Source organism: Enterobacter sp. SA197 (assembly GCF_054131575.1).
This window is the reverse complement of sequence record NZ_CP096393.1, coordinates 1,509,120-1,525,917: the sequence shown is the minus strand read 5'-3', so window position 1 is coordinate 1,525,917 and position 16,798 is coordinate 1,509,120. Positions and strand designations below refer to the sequence as shown.

The 16,798-nt window shown below is 53.5% G+C and carries 16 protein-coding genes; 14 read left to right on the top strand and 2 right to left on the bottom strand.

Translation table 11 applies throughout. The annotated features are described in order from the left end of the window. Nucleotides 1-57: 57 nt before the first annotated feature. On the top strand, nt 58-999 hold the full coding sequence (gene rihA / locus M1D91_RS06915; RefSeq protein WP_437430864.1) for a pyrimidine-specific ribonucleoside hydrolase RihA: 942 nt from the start codon (nt 58-60) through the stop codon (nt 997-999). A 516-nt stretch (nt 1,000-1,515) separates the two neighbouring features. Here the strand turns inward: rihA and M1D91_RS06910 are convergent. Further along, entirely contained in the window at nt 1,516-1,998 is a 483-nt protein-coding gene (locus M1D91_RS06910; RefSeq protein WP_437430863.1) for a zinc ribbon-containing protein, read from the bottom strand. 224 nt (nt 1,999-2,222) lie between these two features. On the opposite strand from M1D91_RS06910, the gene leuS reads away from it, so the two are divergent. Genes leuS through nadD form a run of 4 tightly spaced genes read left to right on the top strand, consistent with a single transcriptional unit; the run spans nt 2,223 to nt 7,042 of the window. Next, on the top strand, nt 2,223-4,805 hold the full coding sequence (gene leuS, locus M1D91_RS06905; protein WP_437430862.1) for a leucine--tRNA ligase: 2,583 nt from the start codon (nt 2,223-2,225) through the stop codon (nt 4,803-4,805). Between the two features lie 14 nt (nt 4,806-4,819). Then, nucleotides 4,820-5,368 (top strand): LPS assembly lipoprotein LptE, encoded by a 549-nt coding sequence (lptE, locus tag M1D91_RS06900; RefSeq protein WP_437430861.1) that lies wholly within the window; start codon nt 4,820-4,822, stop codon nt 5,366-5,368. Beyond that, entirely contained in the window at nt 5,368-6,399 is a 1,032-nt protein-coding gene (gene holA, locus M1D91_RS06895; protein WP_437430860.1) for a DNA polymerase III subunit delta, read from the top strand. Before lptE ends, holA begins: the two co-directional genes overlap by 1 nt. Before the next feature lies 1 nt (nt 6,400). After that, entirely contained in the window at nt 6,401-7,042 is a 642-nt protein-coding gene (gene nadD / locus M1D91_RS06890; RefSeq protein ID WP_437431028.1) for a nicotinate-nucleotide adenylyltransferase, read from the top strand. Here nadD and cobD read toward each other — a convergent pair. After that, nucleotides 7,017-8,111, bottom strand: coding sequence for a threonine-phosphate decarboxylase CobD (cobD, locus tag M1D91_RS06885; protein ID WP_437430859.1), 1,095 nt, complete (start codon nt 8,109-8,111; stop codon nt 7,017-7,019). The two genes, nadD and cobD, sit on opposite strands and share 26 nt — an antisense overlap. A 103-nt stretch (nt 8,112-8,214) precedes the next feature. On the opposite strand from cobD, the gene M1D91_RS06880 reads away from it, so the two are divergent. The 9 genes from M1D91_RS06880 (at nt 8,215) to lipB (ending at nt 16,551) form a co-directional block, all read left to right on the top strand. Continuing rightward, nucleotides 8,215-8,826, top strand: coding sequence for an adenosylcobalamin/alpha-ribazole phosphatase (locus M1D91_RS06880; RefSeq protein ID WP_437430858.1), 612 nt, complete (start codon nt 8,215-8,217; stop codon nt 8,824-8,826). 259 nt (nt 8,827-9,085) lie between these two features. After that, nucleotides 9,086-9,403 carry a ribosome silencing factor gene (gene rsfS, locus M1D91_RS06875; protein WP_437430857.1) on the top strand — a complete coding sequence of 106 codons (318 nt, stop codon included), beginning with the start codon at nt 9,086-9,088 and terminating at the stop codon, nt 9,401-9,403. A gap of 3 nt (nt 9,404-9,406) precedes the next feature. Then, nucleotides 9,407-9,874, top strand: coding sequence for a 23S rRNA (pseudouridine(1915)-N(3))-methyltransferase RlmH (rlmH, locus tag M1D91_RS06870; RefSeq protein WP_041852135.1), 468 nt, complete (start codon nt 9,407-9,409; stop codon nt 9,872-9,874). 26 nt (nt 9,875-9,900) lie between these two features. Further along, entirely contained in the window at nt 9,901-11,802 is a 1,902-nt protein-coding gene (gene mrdA / locus M1D91_RS06865; protein WP_437430856.1) for a peptidoglycan DD-transpeptidase MrdA, read from the top strand. A 2-nt stretch (nt 11,803-11,804) separates the two neighbouring features. Further along, the gene (mrdB, locus tag M1D91_RS06860; protein WP_437430855.1) at nt 11,805-12,917 is read left to right on the top strand and encodes a peptidoglycan glycosyltransferase MrdB; all 1,113 of its coding nucleotides are present in this window, start codon (nt 11,805-11,807) and stop codon (nt 12,915-12,917) included. Nucleotides 12,918-12,927: 10 nt separating this feature from the next. Then, entirely contained in the window at nt 12,928-14,097 is a 1,170-nt protein-coding gene (gene rlpA, locus M1D91_RS06855) for an endolytic peptidoglycan transglycosylase RlpA (protein WP_437430854.1), read from the top strand. A 147-nt stretch (nt 14,098-14,244) separates the two neighbouring features. Next, the gene (gene dacA / locus M1D91_RS06850) at nt 14,245-15,456 is read left to right on the top strand and encodes a D-alanyl-D-alanine carboxypeptidase DacA (protein WP_437431027.1); all 1,212 of its coding nucleotides are present in this window, start codon (nt 14,245-14,247) and stop codon (nt 15,454-15,456) included. A gap of 102 nt (nt 15,457-15,558) precedes the next feature. Further along, the gene (gene ybeD / locus M1D91_RS06845; protein ID WP_017455881.1) at nt 15,559-15,822 is read left to right on the top strand and encodes a DUF493 family protein YbeD; all 264 of its coding nucleotides are present in this window, start codon (nt 15,559-15,561) and stop codon (nt 15,820-15,822) included. Between the two features lie 87 nt (nt 15,823-15,909). Further along, nucleotides 15,910-16,551 (top strand): lipoyl(octanoyl) transferase LipB, encoded by a 642-nt coding sequence (gene lipB / locus M1D91_RS06840; RefSeq protein WP_437430853.1) that lies wholly within the window; start codon nt 15,910-15,912, stop codon nt 16,549-16,551. Nucleotides 16,552-16,798: the final 247 nt, after the last annotated feature.

The window sequence follows — 16,798 nt, the reverse complement described above, 5'->3', positions numbered from 1 at the left end:
TCTGTTTTACAGCAACGCTTTAACCTTATCGCATATTAATGCTAACAAGGAGTTGCTATGGTTCAGCCCATTATTCTTGATTGCGATCCGGGCCATGATGACGCAATCGCCATTGTTCTTGCCCTTGCCTCCCCCGAACTCAGCGTAAAAGCCATTACCTCGTCGGCGGGTAACCAGACCCCGGATAAGACGCTCAATAATGTGTTGCGGATGCTGACATTGCTAAAACGTACCGATATACCCGTAGCGGGCGGAGCCGTTAAGCCGCTGATGCGCGAGCTAATCATCGCTGATAACGTGCATGGCGAGAGCGGGCTGGATGGGCCGAAATTACCCGAACCTGCCTTCAGCCCCCAAAACTGTACGGCAGTGGAGCTGATGGCGAAGGTATTACGCGAATCTACCACCCCCGTCACGGTAGTCTCTACCGGCCCCCAAACCAACGTAGCGCTGTTGCTCAACAGCCACCCTGAGCTGCACGGCAAAATCAATCGCATTGTGATTATGGGCGGGGCTATGTCGCTGGGTAACTGGACCCCGGCGGCGGAATTTAATATCTATGTTGACCCGGAAGCGGCGGAGATTGTCTTCCAGTCCGGCATTCCGGTGGTCATGGCCGGGCTGGATGTCACGCATCGGGCGCAGATCCATGCCGAGGATATCAGCCGTTTTCGTACGCTGGGTAACCCCATCTCCACCATCGTGGCGGAGCTGCTCGACTTTTTTATGGAGTACCATAAACAGGAGAAATGGGGATTTGTCGGCGCCCCGTTACATGACCCCTGCACCATTGCCTGGCTGCTGAAGCCGGAAATTTTCACCACTGTTGAGCGCTGGGTCGGGGTGGAGACGCAGGGGAAATACACCCAGGGAATGACGGTCGTGGATTACTATTTCCTTACCGGTAACAGGCCAAACGCAACCGTGATGGTCGATGTGGATCGTCAAGGATTTGTGGATTTACTGGCGGAGCGTTTGACATTCTACAGTGCAAAATGATGCCCTCATTCAGTCCATTTTTCACCGGTCTGAGAGGGATTCCCACAAATAAATGCGAGCACGAACGCTCCCCTCTCCCCTTTGGGGAGAGGGCCAGGGTGAGGGGAATATGCGGCTCTGAGGGTCATTCCGTTCACCTTATGTTCCTTGCTTTTCTGTCACGCCAGAACTCGTGAACGTGCCAGGGCGGTTCACCGCCACCGCCCTGGCGACCCGGGCTCCCGGCCACGAAAATCGCCGCTTCGCGGTCCACTACGCTTAATCCTTCAGGCTTATCGGGGACGGGCGAAGGTAACGTCCCTGTAAAGTCGCCCTCGCCGCGCATCCCTGCGCGTCGCCCCGGCCTTGCGGATACGCTTCGTCGATTTTCAGCCGGACCCTGTCATCGCGGTGACTGTTTTATTCTTATTACGCAGTGTTATCGCTGTAAAACGTAATATTACTGAGGCTCCCTCAACCCAATGGGTGAGAGCGCAAACACCAAAACGGCAACTGAAGTTGCCGTTTTGCGTTTTCCTAGGGTTCAAAGGGCCTGCGCTGGAACTGATCATGACCACATTTCGGGCAAAGTGGCAGCACATCCGGGGTGTAGATAGCCAGATGAAAATGGCATTTCTCACAGACCAGATTGCCAAGCCCTACCACTTCACCGCTATGGTATACACCGTGATGGTTGAGATCCTGAAACACTTCGCGCCACTCAAGCTGGGTTTTATCCGTGATGTCCGCCAGCTCCTGCCAGAGGCTCTCTTTAATGACGCGCATGAAAACGCTGTCAACGACCTCCTCCTGGCTCTCTTCATAACTACGGGCGAACTCCTCCAGATCGCGACGGATAGCCCGTGTTAACTCATCAATTTCGGTGCGCGTTAATTCCCCGGTCTGGCTGACCCTGAGTCTTGCCTGCTCTACCAGTGCGTCAATATCCCTGTCACCATTGCGTAAGCGTTCCGTTAATGTCGTCACCAGTTCGCGGTAAAATTGAGCAACCTTGTTCATCACTTTTCTCCCGGGTCGTTAACCTGTTCTAATAATAGACCTTATTTTCTTCTCGCTTTGTCAATTACCCCACAGAGTACGTAAATTCGGACGAGTGCTTTTCTCAGGCTTAATGTGCGAAAGGCTGTTTTGACGTGGGCGTTTGGGCTATGCTATGCGGATCTGAAAAACCACGAAATAACGCTACATTTGTAGCCGTATCAAAAACAGGACCACTGGCTGCCATGCAAGAGCAATATCGCCCGGAAGAGATAGAATCCAAAGTACAGCTTCACTGGGAAGAGAAGCGCACCTTCGAAGTAACTGAAGACGAGAGCAAAGAGAAGTATTACTGCCTGTCGATGCTTCCCTATCCTTCTGGTCGACTACACATGGGGCACGTGCGTAACTACACCATCGGTGACGTTATCTCTCGCTATCAGCGTATGCTCGGCAAAAATGTACTTCAGCCTATCGGCTGGGATGCGTTCGGCCTGCCCGCTGAAGGTGCAGCAGTAAAAAATAACACCGCCCCGGCGCCGTGGACTTACGACAACATCGCGTACATGAAAAACCAGCTCAAAATGCTGGGTTTTGGTTATGACTGGAGCCGCGAACTGGCCACCTGTACGCCAGAATATTACCGTTGGGAGCAGAAGTTCTTCACTGAGCTCTACAAAAAAGGGCTGGTATATAAAAAGACCTCTGCGGTTAACTGGTGCCCAAACGACCAGACTGTCCTTGCTAACGAACAGGTTATCGACGGCTGCTGCTGGCGCTGTGATACTAAAGTTGAGCGTAAAGAGATCCCGCAGTGGTTTATCAAAATCACCGCCTATGCCGAAGAGCTCCTTAACGACCTCGATAGCATGGATCAGTGGCCTGACACGGTCAAAACCATGCAGCGTAACTGGATTGGCCGCTCTGAGGGTGTCGAGATCACCTTTAACGTTACCGGCTATGATAAAACGCTGACCGTTTACACTACCCGCCCGGACACCTTTATGGGCGCGACCTACCTGGCCGTTGCCGCCGGTCACCCGCTGGCGCAACAAGCCGCCGCGAACAATGCTGAACTGGCTGCTTTTATCGACGAATGTCGCAACACCAAAGTAGCCGAAGCCGATATGGCGACCATGGAGAAAAAGGGTGTGGATACCGGCTTTAAAGCCGTTCATCCATTGACCGGTGAAGAGATTCCGGTCTGGGCCGCTAACTTCGTGTTGATGGAATACGGTACAGGCGCCGTCATGGCCGTTCCTGGCCACGATCAGCGTGACTACGAATTTGCCAGCAAATACAACCTGCCAATCAAAGGCGTTATCCTGGCAGCTGACGGTTCTGAACCCGATCTGTCTGAGCAGGCATTGACGGATAAAGGCACCCTGTTTAACTCCGGTGAGTTCAGCGGCCTGAGCTTTGAAGAGGGCTTCAACGCGATTGCCGATAAACTGGCAGAGCAAGGCGTTGGCGAGCGTAAAGTGAACTATCGTCTGCGTGACTGGGGCGTCTCCCGTCAGCGTTACTGGGGTGCGCCAATCCCGATGGTAACGCTCGAAGACGGCACCGTGGTGCCGACACCGGAAGATCAACTGCCGGTCATTCTCCCGGAAGATGTAGTGATGGATGGCATCACCAGCCCGATTAAAGCCGATCCTGAGTGGGCGAAAACCACGGTTAATGGTCAGCCTGCGCTGCGTGAAACCGACACCTTCGATACCTTTATGGAATCCTCCTGGTACTATGCCCGCTACACCTGTCCGCAGCACCAGGAAGGCATGCTGGATTCTAAGGCCGCGAACTACTGGTTACCGGTTGATATCTATATCGGTGGTATCGAACACGCCATCATGCACCTGCTTTACTTCCGCTTCTTCCACAAACTGATGCGTGATGCGGGTCTGGTCAACTCCGACGAGCCGGCTAAACAGCTGCTGTGCCAGGGCATGGTGCTGGCCGACGCCTTCTATTACGTTGGCGAAGGCGGAGAGCGCAACTGGGTCTCCCCGAAAGAGGCTATTGTCGAGCGTGACGAAAAAGGCCGCATCGTTAAAGCGAAAGATGCTGCCGGCCATGAACTGGTCTATACCGGCATGAGCAAAATGTCCAAGTCGAAAAATAACGGTATTGACCCGCAGGAGATGGTTGAACGTTACGGTGCGGATACCGTTCGTCTGTTTATGATGTTCGCTTCTCCGGCTGACATGACGCTGGAATGGCAGGAGTCAGGCGTTGAAGGGGCGAACCGCTTCCTTAAACGCGTCTGGAAACTGGTTTACGAACTCAGCTCACAGGGTGCAACGGCACCGCTGGATGTCGCGGCACTCACGGAAGATCAGAAGGCCCTGCGTCGTGATGTTCATAAAACAATTGCGAAAGTGACCGATGATATCGGACGCCGTCAGACCTTCAACACGGCGATTGCCGCGATCATGGAACTGATGAATAAGCTGGCGAAAGCCCCGCAGGACAGCGATCAAGACCGCGCCCTCTTGCAGGAAGCGCTGCTGGCAGTGGTACGTATGCTTAACCCGTTCACCCCGCACGTCTGCTTCACGCTGTGGCAGGAGCTGAAAGGTGAAGGCGATATCGACAACGCGCCGTGGCCTGTTGCAGACGATGCAGCTATGGTGGAAGACACCACGCTTGTGGTCGTCCAGGTAAATGGCAAAGTGCGTGGTAAAATTACTGTTGCGGTTGATGCAACCGAAGAACAGGTTCGCGAACGTGCCGGCCAGGAACCTCTGGTCGCAAAATATCTTGATGGCGTTACCCTACGTAAAGTTATCTACGTACCGGGCAAACTGCTTAATCTGGTCGTTGGCTAAGCGCGGGAGGAAGCGTGCGACATCTGGCAACATGGTTGTTATCTCTGGCGGTGTTACTCACCGCCGGTTGCGGCTGGCACTTGCGTGACAGCACACAAGTGCCCGCTGAGATGAAAACAATGATATTTGACTCAGGGGATCCTAACGGACCACTCAGTCGTGCATTGCGTAATCAGCTGCGCCTGAATGGCGTCGACGTCGTTGAGAAGGGATCGCTGCGTAAGGACATACCGTCACTTCGTCTGGGTGCCGTTACTTTTGCTCGTGACACCGCATCCATTTTCCAGGATGGTCGTACCGCAGAGTATCAGATGGTACTGACGGTTAATGCCACCGTGCTGATACCGGGTCACGATATCTATCCTATTAATACGAAAGTGTATCGTTCGTTCTTCGACAACCCGCAAACGGCGCTGGCGAAAGATGCTGAACAAGACATTATCGTGCAGGAAATGTACGATAAAGCGGCGGAACAGCTGATTCGTAAACTGCCCAGCGTCCATGCCGCTGACAGCGAAAAAGAGACGACATCAACACATGTGACCAGGACACCGGGTAGCTGATGCTCAGGCTGTATCCGGAACAACTCGGCGCGCAGCTTAAAGAAGGGCTGCGCGCCGCCTATTTATTGCTCGGTAATGATCCCCTTCTTCTGCAGGAAAGCCAGGATAAGGTACGCCATGCAGCAGCGGCAGCAGATTTTACTGAACACCACTCCTTTACGATTGATGCGAGCACCGACTGGGATGCCATCTACTCCCTTTGTCAGGCGCTGAGTCTGTTCGCGAGTCGACAAACCCTCACCCTTCAACTCCCGGAAAATGGCCCTAACGCGGCAATCAATGAACGCATGGCCATGCTGGTAAGCCTGCTGCATGACGACCTCATTCTGGTGGTGCGTGGTAACAAGCTTACCAGGGCGCAGGAAAATGCTGCATGGTATACGGCACTGGCAAACCGTAGCGTTGCGGTTAGTTGTCAGACCCCTGAACAGGCAAATCTGCCTCGCTGGGTGGCCGCCCGGGCTAAACAGAACAATTTAGAACTTGATGATGCCGCGAATCAGCTGCTTTGTTACTGCTACGAAGGGAATTTACTGGCCGCTTCACAGGCGCTGGAACGGCTGGCATTGCTGTTCCCGGATGGCAAACTGACCCTGCCTCGGGTCGAACAGGCGGTTAACGATGCGGCACATTTTACCCCGTTTCATTGGGTCGATGCCCTGCTTGCCGGAAAAAGCAAGCGCGCACTACATGTGCTCTACCAGCTTCGGCTGGAGGCCTGTGAGCCGGTAATTTTGCTGCGCACTATACAGCGCGAATTACTCCTGTTGGTGAACCTGAAACGCCAGTCTGCCAGCGTTCCCTTACGCACGCTGTTTGATAAGCATCGTATCTGGCAAAACAGACGCGGCATCACCGGCGACGCGCTGCAACGCCTTAGCCTTGATCAACTCCGCCAGGCTGTCCACCTGCTGAGCCGCATTGAGCTGATTGTGAAACAAGATTTTGGTCAGTCCGTCTGGGCCGAGCTCGAAAGTCTGTCTCTGCTACTCTGTCATAAGGCACTGGCGGACATTTTTATTGATGGGTGATATGAATCAGTTGCAGGCTATGTTTGGCGGTACGTTTGATCCTATCCATTATGGTCACCTGAAACCGGTCGAAGCACTGGCTGAGCATATCGGCCTGTCGCGGGTAGTGATTATGCCCAATAACGTGCCTCCCCACCGCCCTCAACCCGAAGCCACCAGCGAACAGCGCAAAGCGATGGTGGCCCTGGCGATTCATGATAAGCCCCTGTTTACCCTGGATGAACGCGAACTGAAGCGCTCATCGCCCTCATATACTGCGCAAACGTTGCGGGAGTGGCGTGAAGAAAAAGGCCCGACGCGGCCGCTGGCTTTCATCATCGGCCAGGATTCTTTACTGACTTTCCCGACCTGGCATGAATACGAGACCATTCTTGATAACAGCCACCTGATTGTCTGCCGCCGTCCGGGTTATCCACTCACCATGACGGAGGAGAAAGATCAGCGGTGGCTGGAGGCCCATCTGACGCAGAATCCTGATGACCTCCATACGCAACCTGCAGGTAAAATTTACCTGGCGCAAACGCCCTGGTTCAACATTTCTGCGACAGTGATTCGCGAGAGGCTGGAAAAGGGTGAGGCCTGCGATGAGCTGCTGCCCTCTTCGGTTCTGGACTACATCAGGTGCCAGGGTTTATATCGCTAAACACACTTTCCATCGCGGTAATCAGTGCATCATTTTCTGACGCACTCCGTACCGCCACACGATAATAGCGTTCATCAAGACCCGGATAATTAGCACAACTGCGGATAAGTATCTGTTTCTCCAGAAGCGCGCGTTGCAGATCAAGTCCTGTTACATCACAACGCAGAAACAGATAATTGGCCACGCCGGGCCAGAGATGCACGCCCTTCACCTTTTGCAGCGCACGATATAAGCGAGGGCCTTCCATTCGCAACCACGTCCAACTCGCCTGCTGGTAATCGCTGTCCTGCAGCACCAGCTCACCGGCGAGCGCCGCAAAGGCATTGATTGACCACGGCATCTGCCGTTCACGCATACGGCGTACCTTTGCCACATCGCTGCTCACCAGGTAGCCCAGGCGCAAACCAGGCATAGCGTAAAATTTGGTCAGAGAGCGCAGGACCCAGATGTGGGGATTGTTCGCAAGGTGAGGAATAAAACCCTCGCGATCGCAGAGAAAATCCATAAACGCTTCGTCCAGCACCAGCGTGATATGCAACTGCCTGCAACGCGCAGCAATAGCGTGCAATAGCGACTCGTCAGGCAATAATCCTGTGGGATTGTTCGGCGTACATAAAAAAAGGCAATCAATACCGCTGGTCAGAGCGTCCAGAATCGACCCGGTGAGCTGCCAGCCCTCCTCTTCCTGCAGGGCATAATCCACAATATCGCACTCTGTCAGTTGCAGTGCGCGGCGATACTCCGCAAATCCTGGCGTAACCAGCATGGCACGACGGGGCTGAAGCCCGTTTACCAGCGTGAAGATGGACTCGGTTTCGCCGTTTCCTGCCAGAACCCAGCTTTCAGGAACCTGATGATGCGCCGCCAGCGTCTGATGCAGGTGATGATAGTCAGGATCCGGGTAACGCTCTGCAATAGCCAGGTTGTCCTGTAAGGCACGTTTCAGCGAGCCGGGCAAGCCGGCCGGGTTAATGTTCGCGCTAAAATCCAGCAAGCGCTCGGCAGACATACCCAACAATGCGGCGGCTTCGCGAACATTGCCCCCGTGTGCGCTATGAAATAAAGCCATTGTCCCTTTTGCTCCGCTTAAAAGGGGTATCTTAATCGAAAAAAAGCTCATGAATGGGGGTGCGGTGATAAACTTTGTCCAGAAAACTGCATGGGAGAAAAAAATGCGACTCTGGCTCATTCGTCATGGGGAGACCGACGCAAATGTTGCTGGCCTTTATAGTGGCCATTCCCCAACCCCATTAACAGAAAAAGGAATTGCTCAGGCCCAGACTCTGCACCGTCTGCTGCTTGATGTTCCCTTCGACCAGATAATTTGCAGTGAACTTGAACGTGCGCAGCACACTGCCCGACTGGTACTGCATGAGCGGACGATCCCAACCCATACAACACCGTTGCTAAATGAGATGTTCTTTGGTGACTGGGAGATGCGCCATCATCGCGACCTCACTCATGAAGATCCTGAAAGCTATGCCGCCTGGTGCACCGACTGGCAAAATGCGGTCCCGACCAACGGTGAAGGTTTTCAGGCTTTTTCGGCGCGTGTGCAGCACTTTATTGCGCAATTACCCACCTGGGCTGAATCGCAAAACGTGCTCATCGTCAGCCACCAGGGTGTGCTCAGTTTACTGATAGCGACACTGCTCAACATGCCCGCCTCATCACTCTGGCATTTTCGCGTAGATCAGGGCGCATGGAGCGCACTGGATATTCAGGATGACTTTGCCACATTACGTGTACTGAACAGCCGGGCGGCGTGGCGGCAGGGGGAATAACGGCTATTTTCTTTTCCAGGCCCCGGCCAGCGCACGCGGGTGATTGACACAGACTAACAGGCTGCTATTCTCCGCACCGCCATTTGTAGCCATCCAGAAATTGTTTTACAAAAATGGCGATGCATTCTCGTGCCGGGGGTGGGATGATAGCCCACTTTTTGTAACCTGAGCCGGACATTAGTCCCGAAAATGGCTGCACTTCAGGTATAATGCCGGGCCATTTATTGACACCATCATCTTTTTCTCCCAGGGGGAACACTTGCAGGGTAAAGCACTCCAGGATTTTGTAATCGACAAAATTGATGACCTGAAAGGTCAGGACATCGTGGCGATCGACGTTCACGGTAAATCCAGTATCACCGACTGTATGATCATCTGTACCGGTACCTCCACTCGCCATGTTATGTCTATCGCCGACCACGTGGTGCAGGAATCCCGTGCCGCTGGCATGATGCCGCTCGGTGTGGAAGGCGAGAATGCCGCCGACTGGATTGTTGTGGACTTAGGCGATGTCATTGTTCATGTGATGCAGGCGGAAAGCCGTAGCCTGTATGAGCTGGAAAAACTCTGGGGTTAATGCGTGAAGCTGCAACTGGTCGCCGTCGGCACTAAGATGCCGGACTGGGTACAGACGGGTTTTACCGAGTATTTACGCCGTTTTCCTAAGGATATGCCGTTTGAGCTGGTAGAAATCCCGGCAGGAAAACGGGGTAAAAATGCGGATATCAAACGCATTCTCGACAAAGAGGGTGAGTTGATGCTTGCTGCGGCAGGCAAAAACCGTATTGTCACCCTCGATATCCCCGGAAAACCGTGGGATACGCCGCAGCTGGCGAATGAACTGGAGCGCTGGAAGCAGGATGGTCGTGACGTTAGCCTGCTTATTGGTGGCCCGGAGGGGTTATCCCCCGCCTGTAAAGCAGCGGCAGAACAAAGCTGGTCACTCTCTGCGTTAACGCTTCCTCACCCGCTGGTGCGCGTGCTGGTTGCAGAAAGTCTCTACCGCGCATGGAGTATCACGACCAACCATCCTTATCATCGTGAGTAATACAGACCAGGTAAACTAAGCAGCGGATGAAATTACAGAATTCTTTTCGCGACTATTCGGCTGAGTCTGCGCTGTTTGTGCGCCGGGCAGTGGTCGCTTTTTTGGGGATTTTGCTGCTGACCGGCGTGCTGATTGCTAACCTCTACAATCTGCAAATCGTTCGTTTCGCCGACTATCAAACGCGCTCCAATGAAAACCGCATCAAGCTGGTGCCGATTCCGCCAAGCCGCGGAATAATTTATGACCGCAACGGCACCCCGCTGGCACTTAATCGCACTATTTACCAGATTGAGATGATGCCGGAGAAGGTAGACAACGTTGAGCAAACGCTGAATGCCCTGCGGGATGTGGTGGATTTAACCGACGATGACATTGCTGCGTTCAAAAAGGAGCGTTCCCGCTCGCATCGTTTCACCTCTATCCCCGTTAAGACCAACTTAAGCGAGATTCAGGTCGCCCGTTTTGCGGTCAACCAGTACCGCTTCCCTGGCGTCGAAGTGAAGGGTTACAAACGTCGCTTCTACCCTTATGGCTCTGCACTGACCCATGTCATCGGCTACGTTTCTAAAATTAATGATAAAGATGTAGAACGACTCGATAAAGACGGGAAGCTCGCCAACTACGCCGCCACGCATGATATCGGCAAGCTGGGCATTGAACGTTATTACGAAGATGTGCTTCACGGACAGACCGGATACGAAGAGGTCGAGGTCAACAACCGTGGGCGCGTTATTCGTCAACTGAAAGAAGTCCCGCCGCAGGCTGGTAACGATATCTACCTGACGATTGACCTCAAACTTCAGCAGTACATCGAAACTCTGCTGCAAGGCAGTCGTGCTGCGGTGGTGGTGACCGATCCCCGCACGGGCAGCATTCTGGCGCTGGTCTCTACGCCAAGCTACGACCCCAATCTCTTTGTTGACGGCATCTCCAGTAAGGATTATTCGGCGCTGCTCAACGATCCGAATACGCCACTGGTTAACCGCGCCACGCAGGGGGTCTATCCGCCAGCGTCAACGGTTAAACCCTACGTTGCCGTCTCGGCGCTCAGTACCGGGGTCATCACCCGCAATACCACGCTCTTTGACCCGGGCTGGTGGCAGCTTCCTGGTTCAGAAAAGCGTTATCGTGACTGGAAAAAATGGGGCCACGGCCGCCTGAATATCACCAGGTCGCTCGAAGAGTCGGCGGATACCTTCTTCTATCAGATTGCCTATGACATGGGCATCGATCGTCTTTCAGAGTGGCTGACCAAATTTGGTTACGGTGAGTACACCGGCATTGACCTTGCGGAAGAGCGTTCCGGCAATATGCCGACCCGTGAGTGGAAGCTAAAGCGATTTAAAAAGCCCTGGTATCAGGGGGATACCATTCCTGTAGGCATCGGTCAGGGTTACTGGACCGCAACGCCGGTGCAGATGAATAAAGCGATGATGATCCTGATTAACGATGGGGTCGTCAAAGTGCCTCACCTGCTGATGAGTACGCTGCAGGATGGCAAACAGGTGCCGTGGAAGCAGGAAGAGCAGAAACCCGTGGGCGATATTCACTCCGGTTACTGGGAAATAGCCAAGGACGGTATGTATGGCGTTGCGAACCGCGCCAACGGCACCGGTCACAAATACTTTGCTGGTGCCCCCTATAAAATTGCCGCTAAATCCGGTACCGCTCAGGTCTTTGGCTTAAAAGCCAATGAAACCTATAACGCCCACCGCATTGCGGAGCGTTTACGTGACCACAAACTGATGACGGCATTTGCCCCTTACGATCATCCCCAGGTCGCTGTGGCGATGATTCTGGAAAACGGCGGGGCCGGTCCTGCGGTGGGTACCATCATGCGCCAGATCCTTGACCATATCATGCTTGGCGATAACAACACCGAATTGCCGACTGAAAACCCGGCGTCGGTCGCCGCAGAGGACCATTAATCATGACGGATAATCCGAACAAGAAATCGTTCTGGGATAAAATCCACATCGATCCTGCATTTTTGCTGATCGTTCTGGCTCTACTCTTTTACAGCGCCATTGTTATCTGGAGCGCCAGCGGCCAGGACATTGGCATGACGGAGCGTAAGGTCGGGCAGATTGCCATGGGCCTGATTGCCATGGTCGTGCTGGCGCAGGTTCCGCCCCGTGTTTACGAGGGATGGGCACCCTATCTTTACGTTATCTGTGTGATTCTGCTGGTCGCCGTGGACGCCTTCGGGGCCATCTCCAAAGGGGCGCAACGCTGGCTGGATTTGGGGATTGTCCGTTTTCAGCCCTCCGAAATTGCCAAAATCGCCGTACCGCTGATGGTGGCCCGTTTTATTAACCGTGACGTCTGCCCGCCATCGCTCAAAAATACGGCTATCGCGCTGGTCCTGATCTTTATGCCGACGTTACTGGTTGCGGCTCAACCTGACCTCGGCACCTCGATTCTGGTCGCGCTTTCTGGTCTCTTTGTGCTGTTTTTATCCGGCCTGAGCTGGCGTCTGATTGGCGTGGCAGTGGTACTGATTGCGGCGTTTATTCCTATCCTGTGGTTCTTCCTGATGCATGAGTATCAGCGTCAGCGCGTGATGATGTTGCTCGATCCGGAAACCGATCCGCTGGGGGCAGGCTATCATATTATTCAGTCTAAAATTGCAATAGGTTCAGGCGGGCTGAGTGGGAAAGGCTGGCTGCACGGCACCCAGTCGCAACTGGAGTTTTTGCCTGAACGCCACACTGACTTTATTTTCGCCGTGCTTGCTGAAGAGCTGGGTCTGGTGGGTATTCTTATCCTGCTTGGGCTTTATGTCCTGCTGATCATGCGCGGATTATGGATTGCCGCCCGTGCGCAGACCACCTTTGGTCGCGTTATGGCGGGTGGTTTGATGTTGATTTTGTTCGTCTATGTGTTCGTAAATATTGGTATGGTGAGTGGTATCTTACCGGTGGTGGGCGTTCCGCTGCCACTGGTGAGCTATGGAGGGTCAGCGCTGATTGTGCTGATGGCCGGGTTTGGAATAGTGATGTCTATCCATACCCACAGGAAAATGTTGTCAAAAAGCGTATAAGAGGTTCGCAATGCGAAAGCAATGGCTTGGAGTCTGTATAGCGGCAGGGTTACTGGCGGCATGTTCAAGTGATGATGGGCAACAACAGACGATTGTTGCGCCGCAGCCTGCGGTATGTAACGGTCCGGTCGTTGAGATAACCGGTGCAGAACCTCGTTACGAAACGCTTAATCCCTCCGTTAATCAGGATTATGAGCGCGACGGTAAGCGCTATAAGATTGTGCAGGACCCGTCTACCTTTAGCCAGGCCGGGTTTGCCGCTATCTATGATGCTGAACCAGGCAGTAATTTAACGGCCAGTGGCGAAGCCTTCGATCCGATGCAACTTACCGCTGCGCATCCAACACTTCCCATCCCGAGCTATGTGCGCCTCACCAACCTGGCTAACGGGCGAATGCTCGTGGTGCGGATCAACGACCGTGGCCCGTACGGTAACGATCGCGTTATCTCGATTTCTCGCGCCGTGGCAGATCGACTGAATACGTCAAACAACACCAAAGTGCGTATTGATCCTATCGTTGTCGCTCAGGATGGCAGTATGTCGGGTCCGGGAACGGCCTGTACCACCGTCGCGAAGCAGACATACGCCCTGCCGGCTCGCCCGGATTTGAGTGGTGGAATGGGCAGTGCCTCTTCGCCTGCACCGGCCCCTCAGCCCCAGGCGCCCGTGAGAACGCTGGATGACAGCACGCAACCTGGCGCGCAGCCCGATCAGCCTGACACGCCGCCTGCTGCACCCGCTGGTAACAGCAACAGTGGCTTTTTAGGTGCGCCAGCGCCGCTGGCTTCAGGCGTGCTTGAAGGGAGTGAAGGCTCATCGGCGACTGCTGCACCGGCAACCAGCGTACAACCGGCACCGGCTCCGGTGACCCGCCCGGCTCCCGTCACCGCTCCGGGCTCAACCCAAGGTCACGTGACCCCTGTGACTCCGGCCCCCGCGGCGACAGCCGACAGCGGCAGCTATATGGTTCAGGTAGGTGCGGTCAGTGACCAGGCCCGTGCTCAGCAGTATCAACAGCGCCTTGCGCAACAGTTCTCAGTGCCCGGGCGTGTGGTACAAAACGGCGCGGTGTGGCGTATTCAGCTTGGGCCATTTACCAGTAAAGCGGACGCCAGTCGCTTGCAACAACGTCTGCAAAGCGAAGCACAATTACAGTCTTTTGTGACCGGCGCGCAGTAATAGCAGCGGCATCCGACACGCTTTTGACATTGTCAAGATACGTAAACCGCATTAACAAATCATGCGGAAAGTCGGATGCCTCCCCCTATAGCTTTTGCTATAGTAAGGCACTTTTTTAACTCCATCACGGATGTCGTTGTTCAGACCATGAAGACCACTTTCTCCGCTCGATTCGTACAGCGCCTGGCGCTCACCACGGCACTGACCGCCGCCACTCTCGGGGCCGCACATGCCGACGACCTGAACATTAAAACCATGATTCCCGGTGCGCCGCAAATTGACGCTGAATCCTGGATCCTTATTGATTACAACTCAGGTAAGGTGCTGGCAGAACAGAACGCCGACGCCCGTCGCGATCCGGCCAGCCTGACTAAAATGATGACCAGCTACGTTATCGGTCAGGCAATGAAAGCGGGTAAGTTTAAAGAGACAGACCTGGTGACCATCGGCAACGACGCATGGGCAACGGGTAACCCGGTTTTCCGTGGCTCTTCCCTGATGTTCCTGAAGCCGGGCATGCAGGTGCCAGTTTCCCAGCTTATCCGTGGTATCAACCTGCAATCGGGTAACGATGCCTGCGTGGCCATGGCGGACTATGTTGCCGGAAGTCAGGATGCGTTTGTTGGCCTGATGAATAACTACGTGAATGCGCTGGGTCTGAAAAATTCCCACTTCCAGACCGTGCACGGCCTGGATGCAGAAGGTCAGTACAGCTCCGCTCGCGACATGGCGCTGATTGGCCAGGCGCTGGTTCGCGATGTGCCGAACGAATACACCATTTATAAAGAAAAAGAGTTCACCTTTAACGGCATCCGTCAGACCAACCGTAACGGTCTGCTCTGGGACAACAGCCTGAACGTTGATGGCATCAAAACCGGTCACACCGATAAAGCAGGCTACAACCTGGTTGCGTCGGCAACCGAAGGTCAGATGCGTCTGATCTCTGCGGTGATGGGTGGCAGAACCTTTAAGGGCCGCGAGACAGAGAGCAAAAAACTGCTGACCTGGGGCTTCCGTTTCTTTGAAACCGTGAGTCCTATCAAAGCCGGTAAAGAGTTTGCTTCTGAGCCAGCCTGGTTTGGCGACAGCGATCGCGCATCATTAGGTGTCGATAAAGATGTGTACCTGACCATCCCGCGTGGTCGCATGAAAGACCTGAAAGCCAGCTACGTGCTGACTACCAGCGAGCTGCATGCGCCGCTGCAGAAAAACCAGGTCGTCGGTACCATTAACTTCCAGTTGGACGGTAAAACCGTAGAGCAGCGCCCTCTGGTGGTGTTGCAGGAGATTCAGGAAGGTAATTTCTTTGGTAAAATCATTGATTACATCAAACTGATGTTCCACCACTGGTTCGGCTAAAGATTGCCCACTTGAAAGTGTGATCTTCGTCCCCATATACTTAGCATCTCAAAAAACTCCTGCCCCGCTGGCAGGAGTTATTATTTTTACGCCGGAGCTGACATGAAAACCAATCTTAAAGAACTGCTTGAATTCCCAACGCCCTTTACTTACAAAGTGATGGGTCTGGCGAAACCAGAGCTGGTTGATCTGGTGGTCGAAGTGGTACAGCGCCATGCGCCCGGTGATTACTCTCCACAGGTAAAACCGAGCAGCAAAGGCAATTACCACTCGGTATCCATCACCATCAATGCAACGCATATAGAACAGGTTGAAACGCTTTACGAAGAACTTGGTAACATCGAAATCGTTCGTATGGTTCTGTAATGCCCAGGGTGTTATCCGGCTCGCGCTGGGTAACACCTTTCTCTGTGATATACTCCCCGCACCCTTTCTTCTCCCGGAGATGTTGTTTTGTCTCAGGATACAATCCTAATCCGTAATCTGGGCCTGCAGCCCTACGATCCCGTTTCCCGGGCAATGCATGACTTTACCGATACCCGCACCGATACAACCCAGGATGAAATCTGGCTGGTTGAACATCACCCTGTTTTTACCCAGGGGCAAGCGGGGAAAGCCGAACACGTTCTGGCCGCCGGCGATATTCCGGTTGTACAGAGCGATCGTGGCGGGCAGGTCACCTATCACGGGCCCGGTCAGCAAATCCTGTATGTACTGATTGATCTTAAGCGTCGCAAACTTGGGGTTCGGGATTTAGTGACCTTACTTGAACAAACCGTCGTTAACACTCTGGCCAGCGTCGGTATTGAAGCCTATCCGCGCGCCGACGCACCTGGCGTTTACGTGCAGGGTAAAAAGATTTGTTCATTGGGTTTACGCATTCGTAAAGGCTGCTCGTTCCACGGGCTGGCGCTCAACATCGACATGGATCTCGCCCCCTTCTTACGTATTAACCCATGTGGTTATGCCGGAATGGAAATGACGCAAGTGACCCATTATCAGCCAACTGTTAACATGGATAGCATCAGGCCAGTATTGTTGGATAATCTTTTAGCCCTGCTAAACTATCCACCACATATATATACTGACGCTTAATATATGATGTTTCCCGGCCTGCATTCCGTCAGGCCGCTATTTATTCACACGTCTAATCTTTACTTTTGAAAATATATTTTCTATTTTCATTTGCTTTATCCTGTCTGGCATATTTCTTAGGACAAGAACATTTGTGCTACGTCGAATCGTCGTTGATAAGATTAAATTTAGACAGTGTATGGAGCATCTTCCTGAAAAACATCCATAATGGTGGTATGCGATGGACTGGCACATTCCAAAATTCGTC

Coding starts and splice junctions, on each gene's coding strand:
- rlpA (WP_437430854.1), top strand. CDS start 12,928: ATGCGAAAGCAATGGCTTGGAGTCTGTATAGCGGCAGGGTTACTGGCG.
- mrdA (WP_437430856.1), top strand. CDS start 9,901: ATGAAATTACAGAATTCTTTTCGCGACTATTCGGCTGAGTCTGCGCTG.
- nadD (WP_437431028.1), top strand. CDS start 6,401: ATGAATCAGTTGCAGGCTATGTTTGGCGGTACGTTTGATCCTATCCAT.
- holA (WP_437430860.1), top strand. CDS start 5,368: ATGCTCAGGCTGTATCCGGAACAACTCGGCGCGCAGCTTAAAGAAGGG.
- leuS (WP_437430862.1), top strand. CDS start 2,223: ATGCAAGAGCAATATCGCCCGGAAGAGATAGAATCCAAAGTACAGCTT.
- ybeD (WP_017455881.1), top strand. CDS start 15,559: ATGAAAACCAATCTTAAAGAACTGCTTGAATTCCCAACGCCCTTTACT.
- mrdB (WP_437430855.1), top strand. CDS start 11,805: ATGACGGATAATCCGAACAAGAAATCGTTCTGGGATAAAATCCACATC.
- rihA (WP_437430864.1), top strand. CDS start 58: ATGGTTCAGCCCATTATTCTTGATTGCGATCCGGGCCATGATGACGCA.
- dacA (WP_437431027.1), top strand. CDS start 14,245: ATGAAGACCACTTTCTCCGCTCGATTCGTACAGCGCCTGGCGCTCACC.
- cobD (WP_437430859.1), bottom strand. CDS start 8,111: ATGGCTTTATTTCATAGCGCACACGGGGGCAATGTTCGCGAAGCCGCC.
- M1D91_RS06910 (WP_437430863.1), bottom strand. CDS start 1,998: ATGAACAAGGTTGCTCAATTTTACCGCGAACTGGTGACGACATTAACG.
- M1D91_RS06880 (WP_437430858.1), top strand. CDS start 8,215: ATGCGACTCTGGCTCATTCGTCATGGGGAGACCGACGCAAATGTTGCT.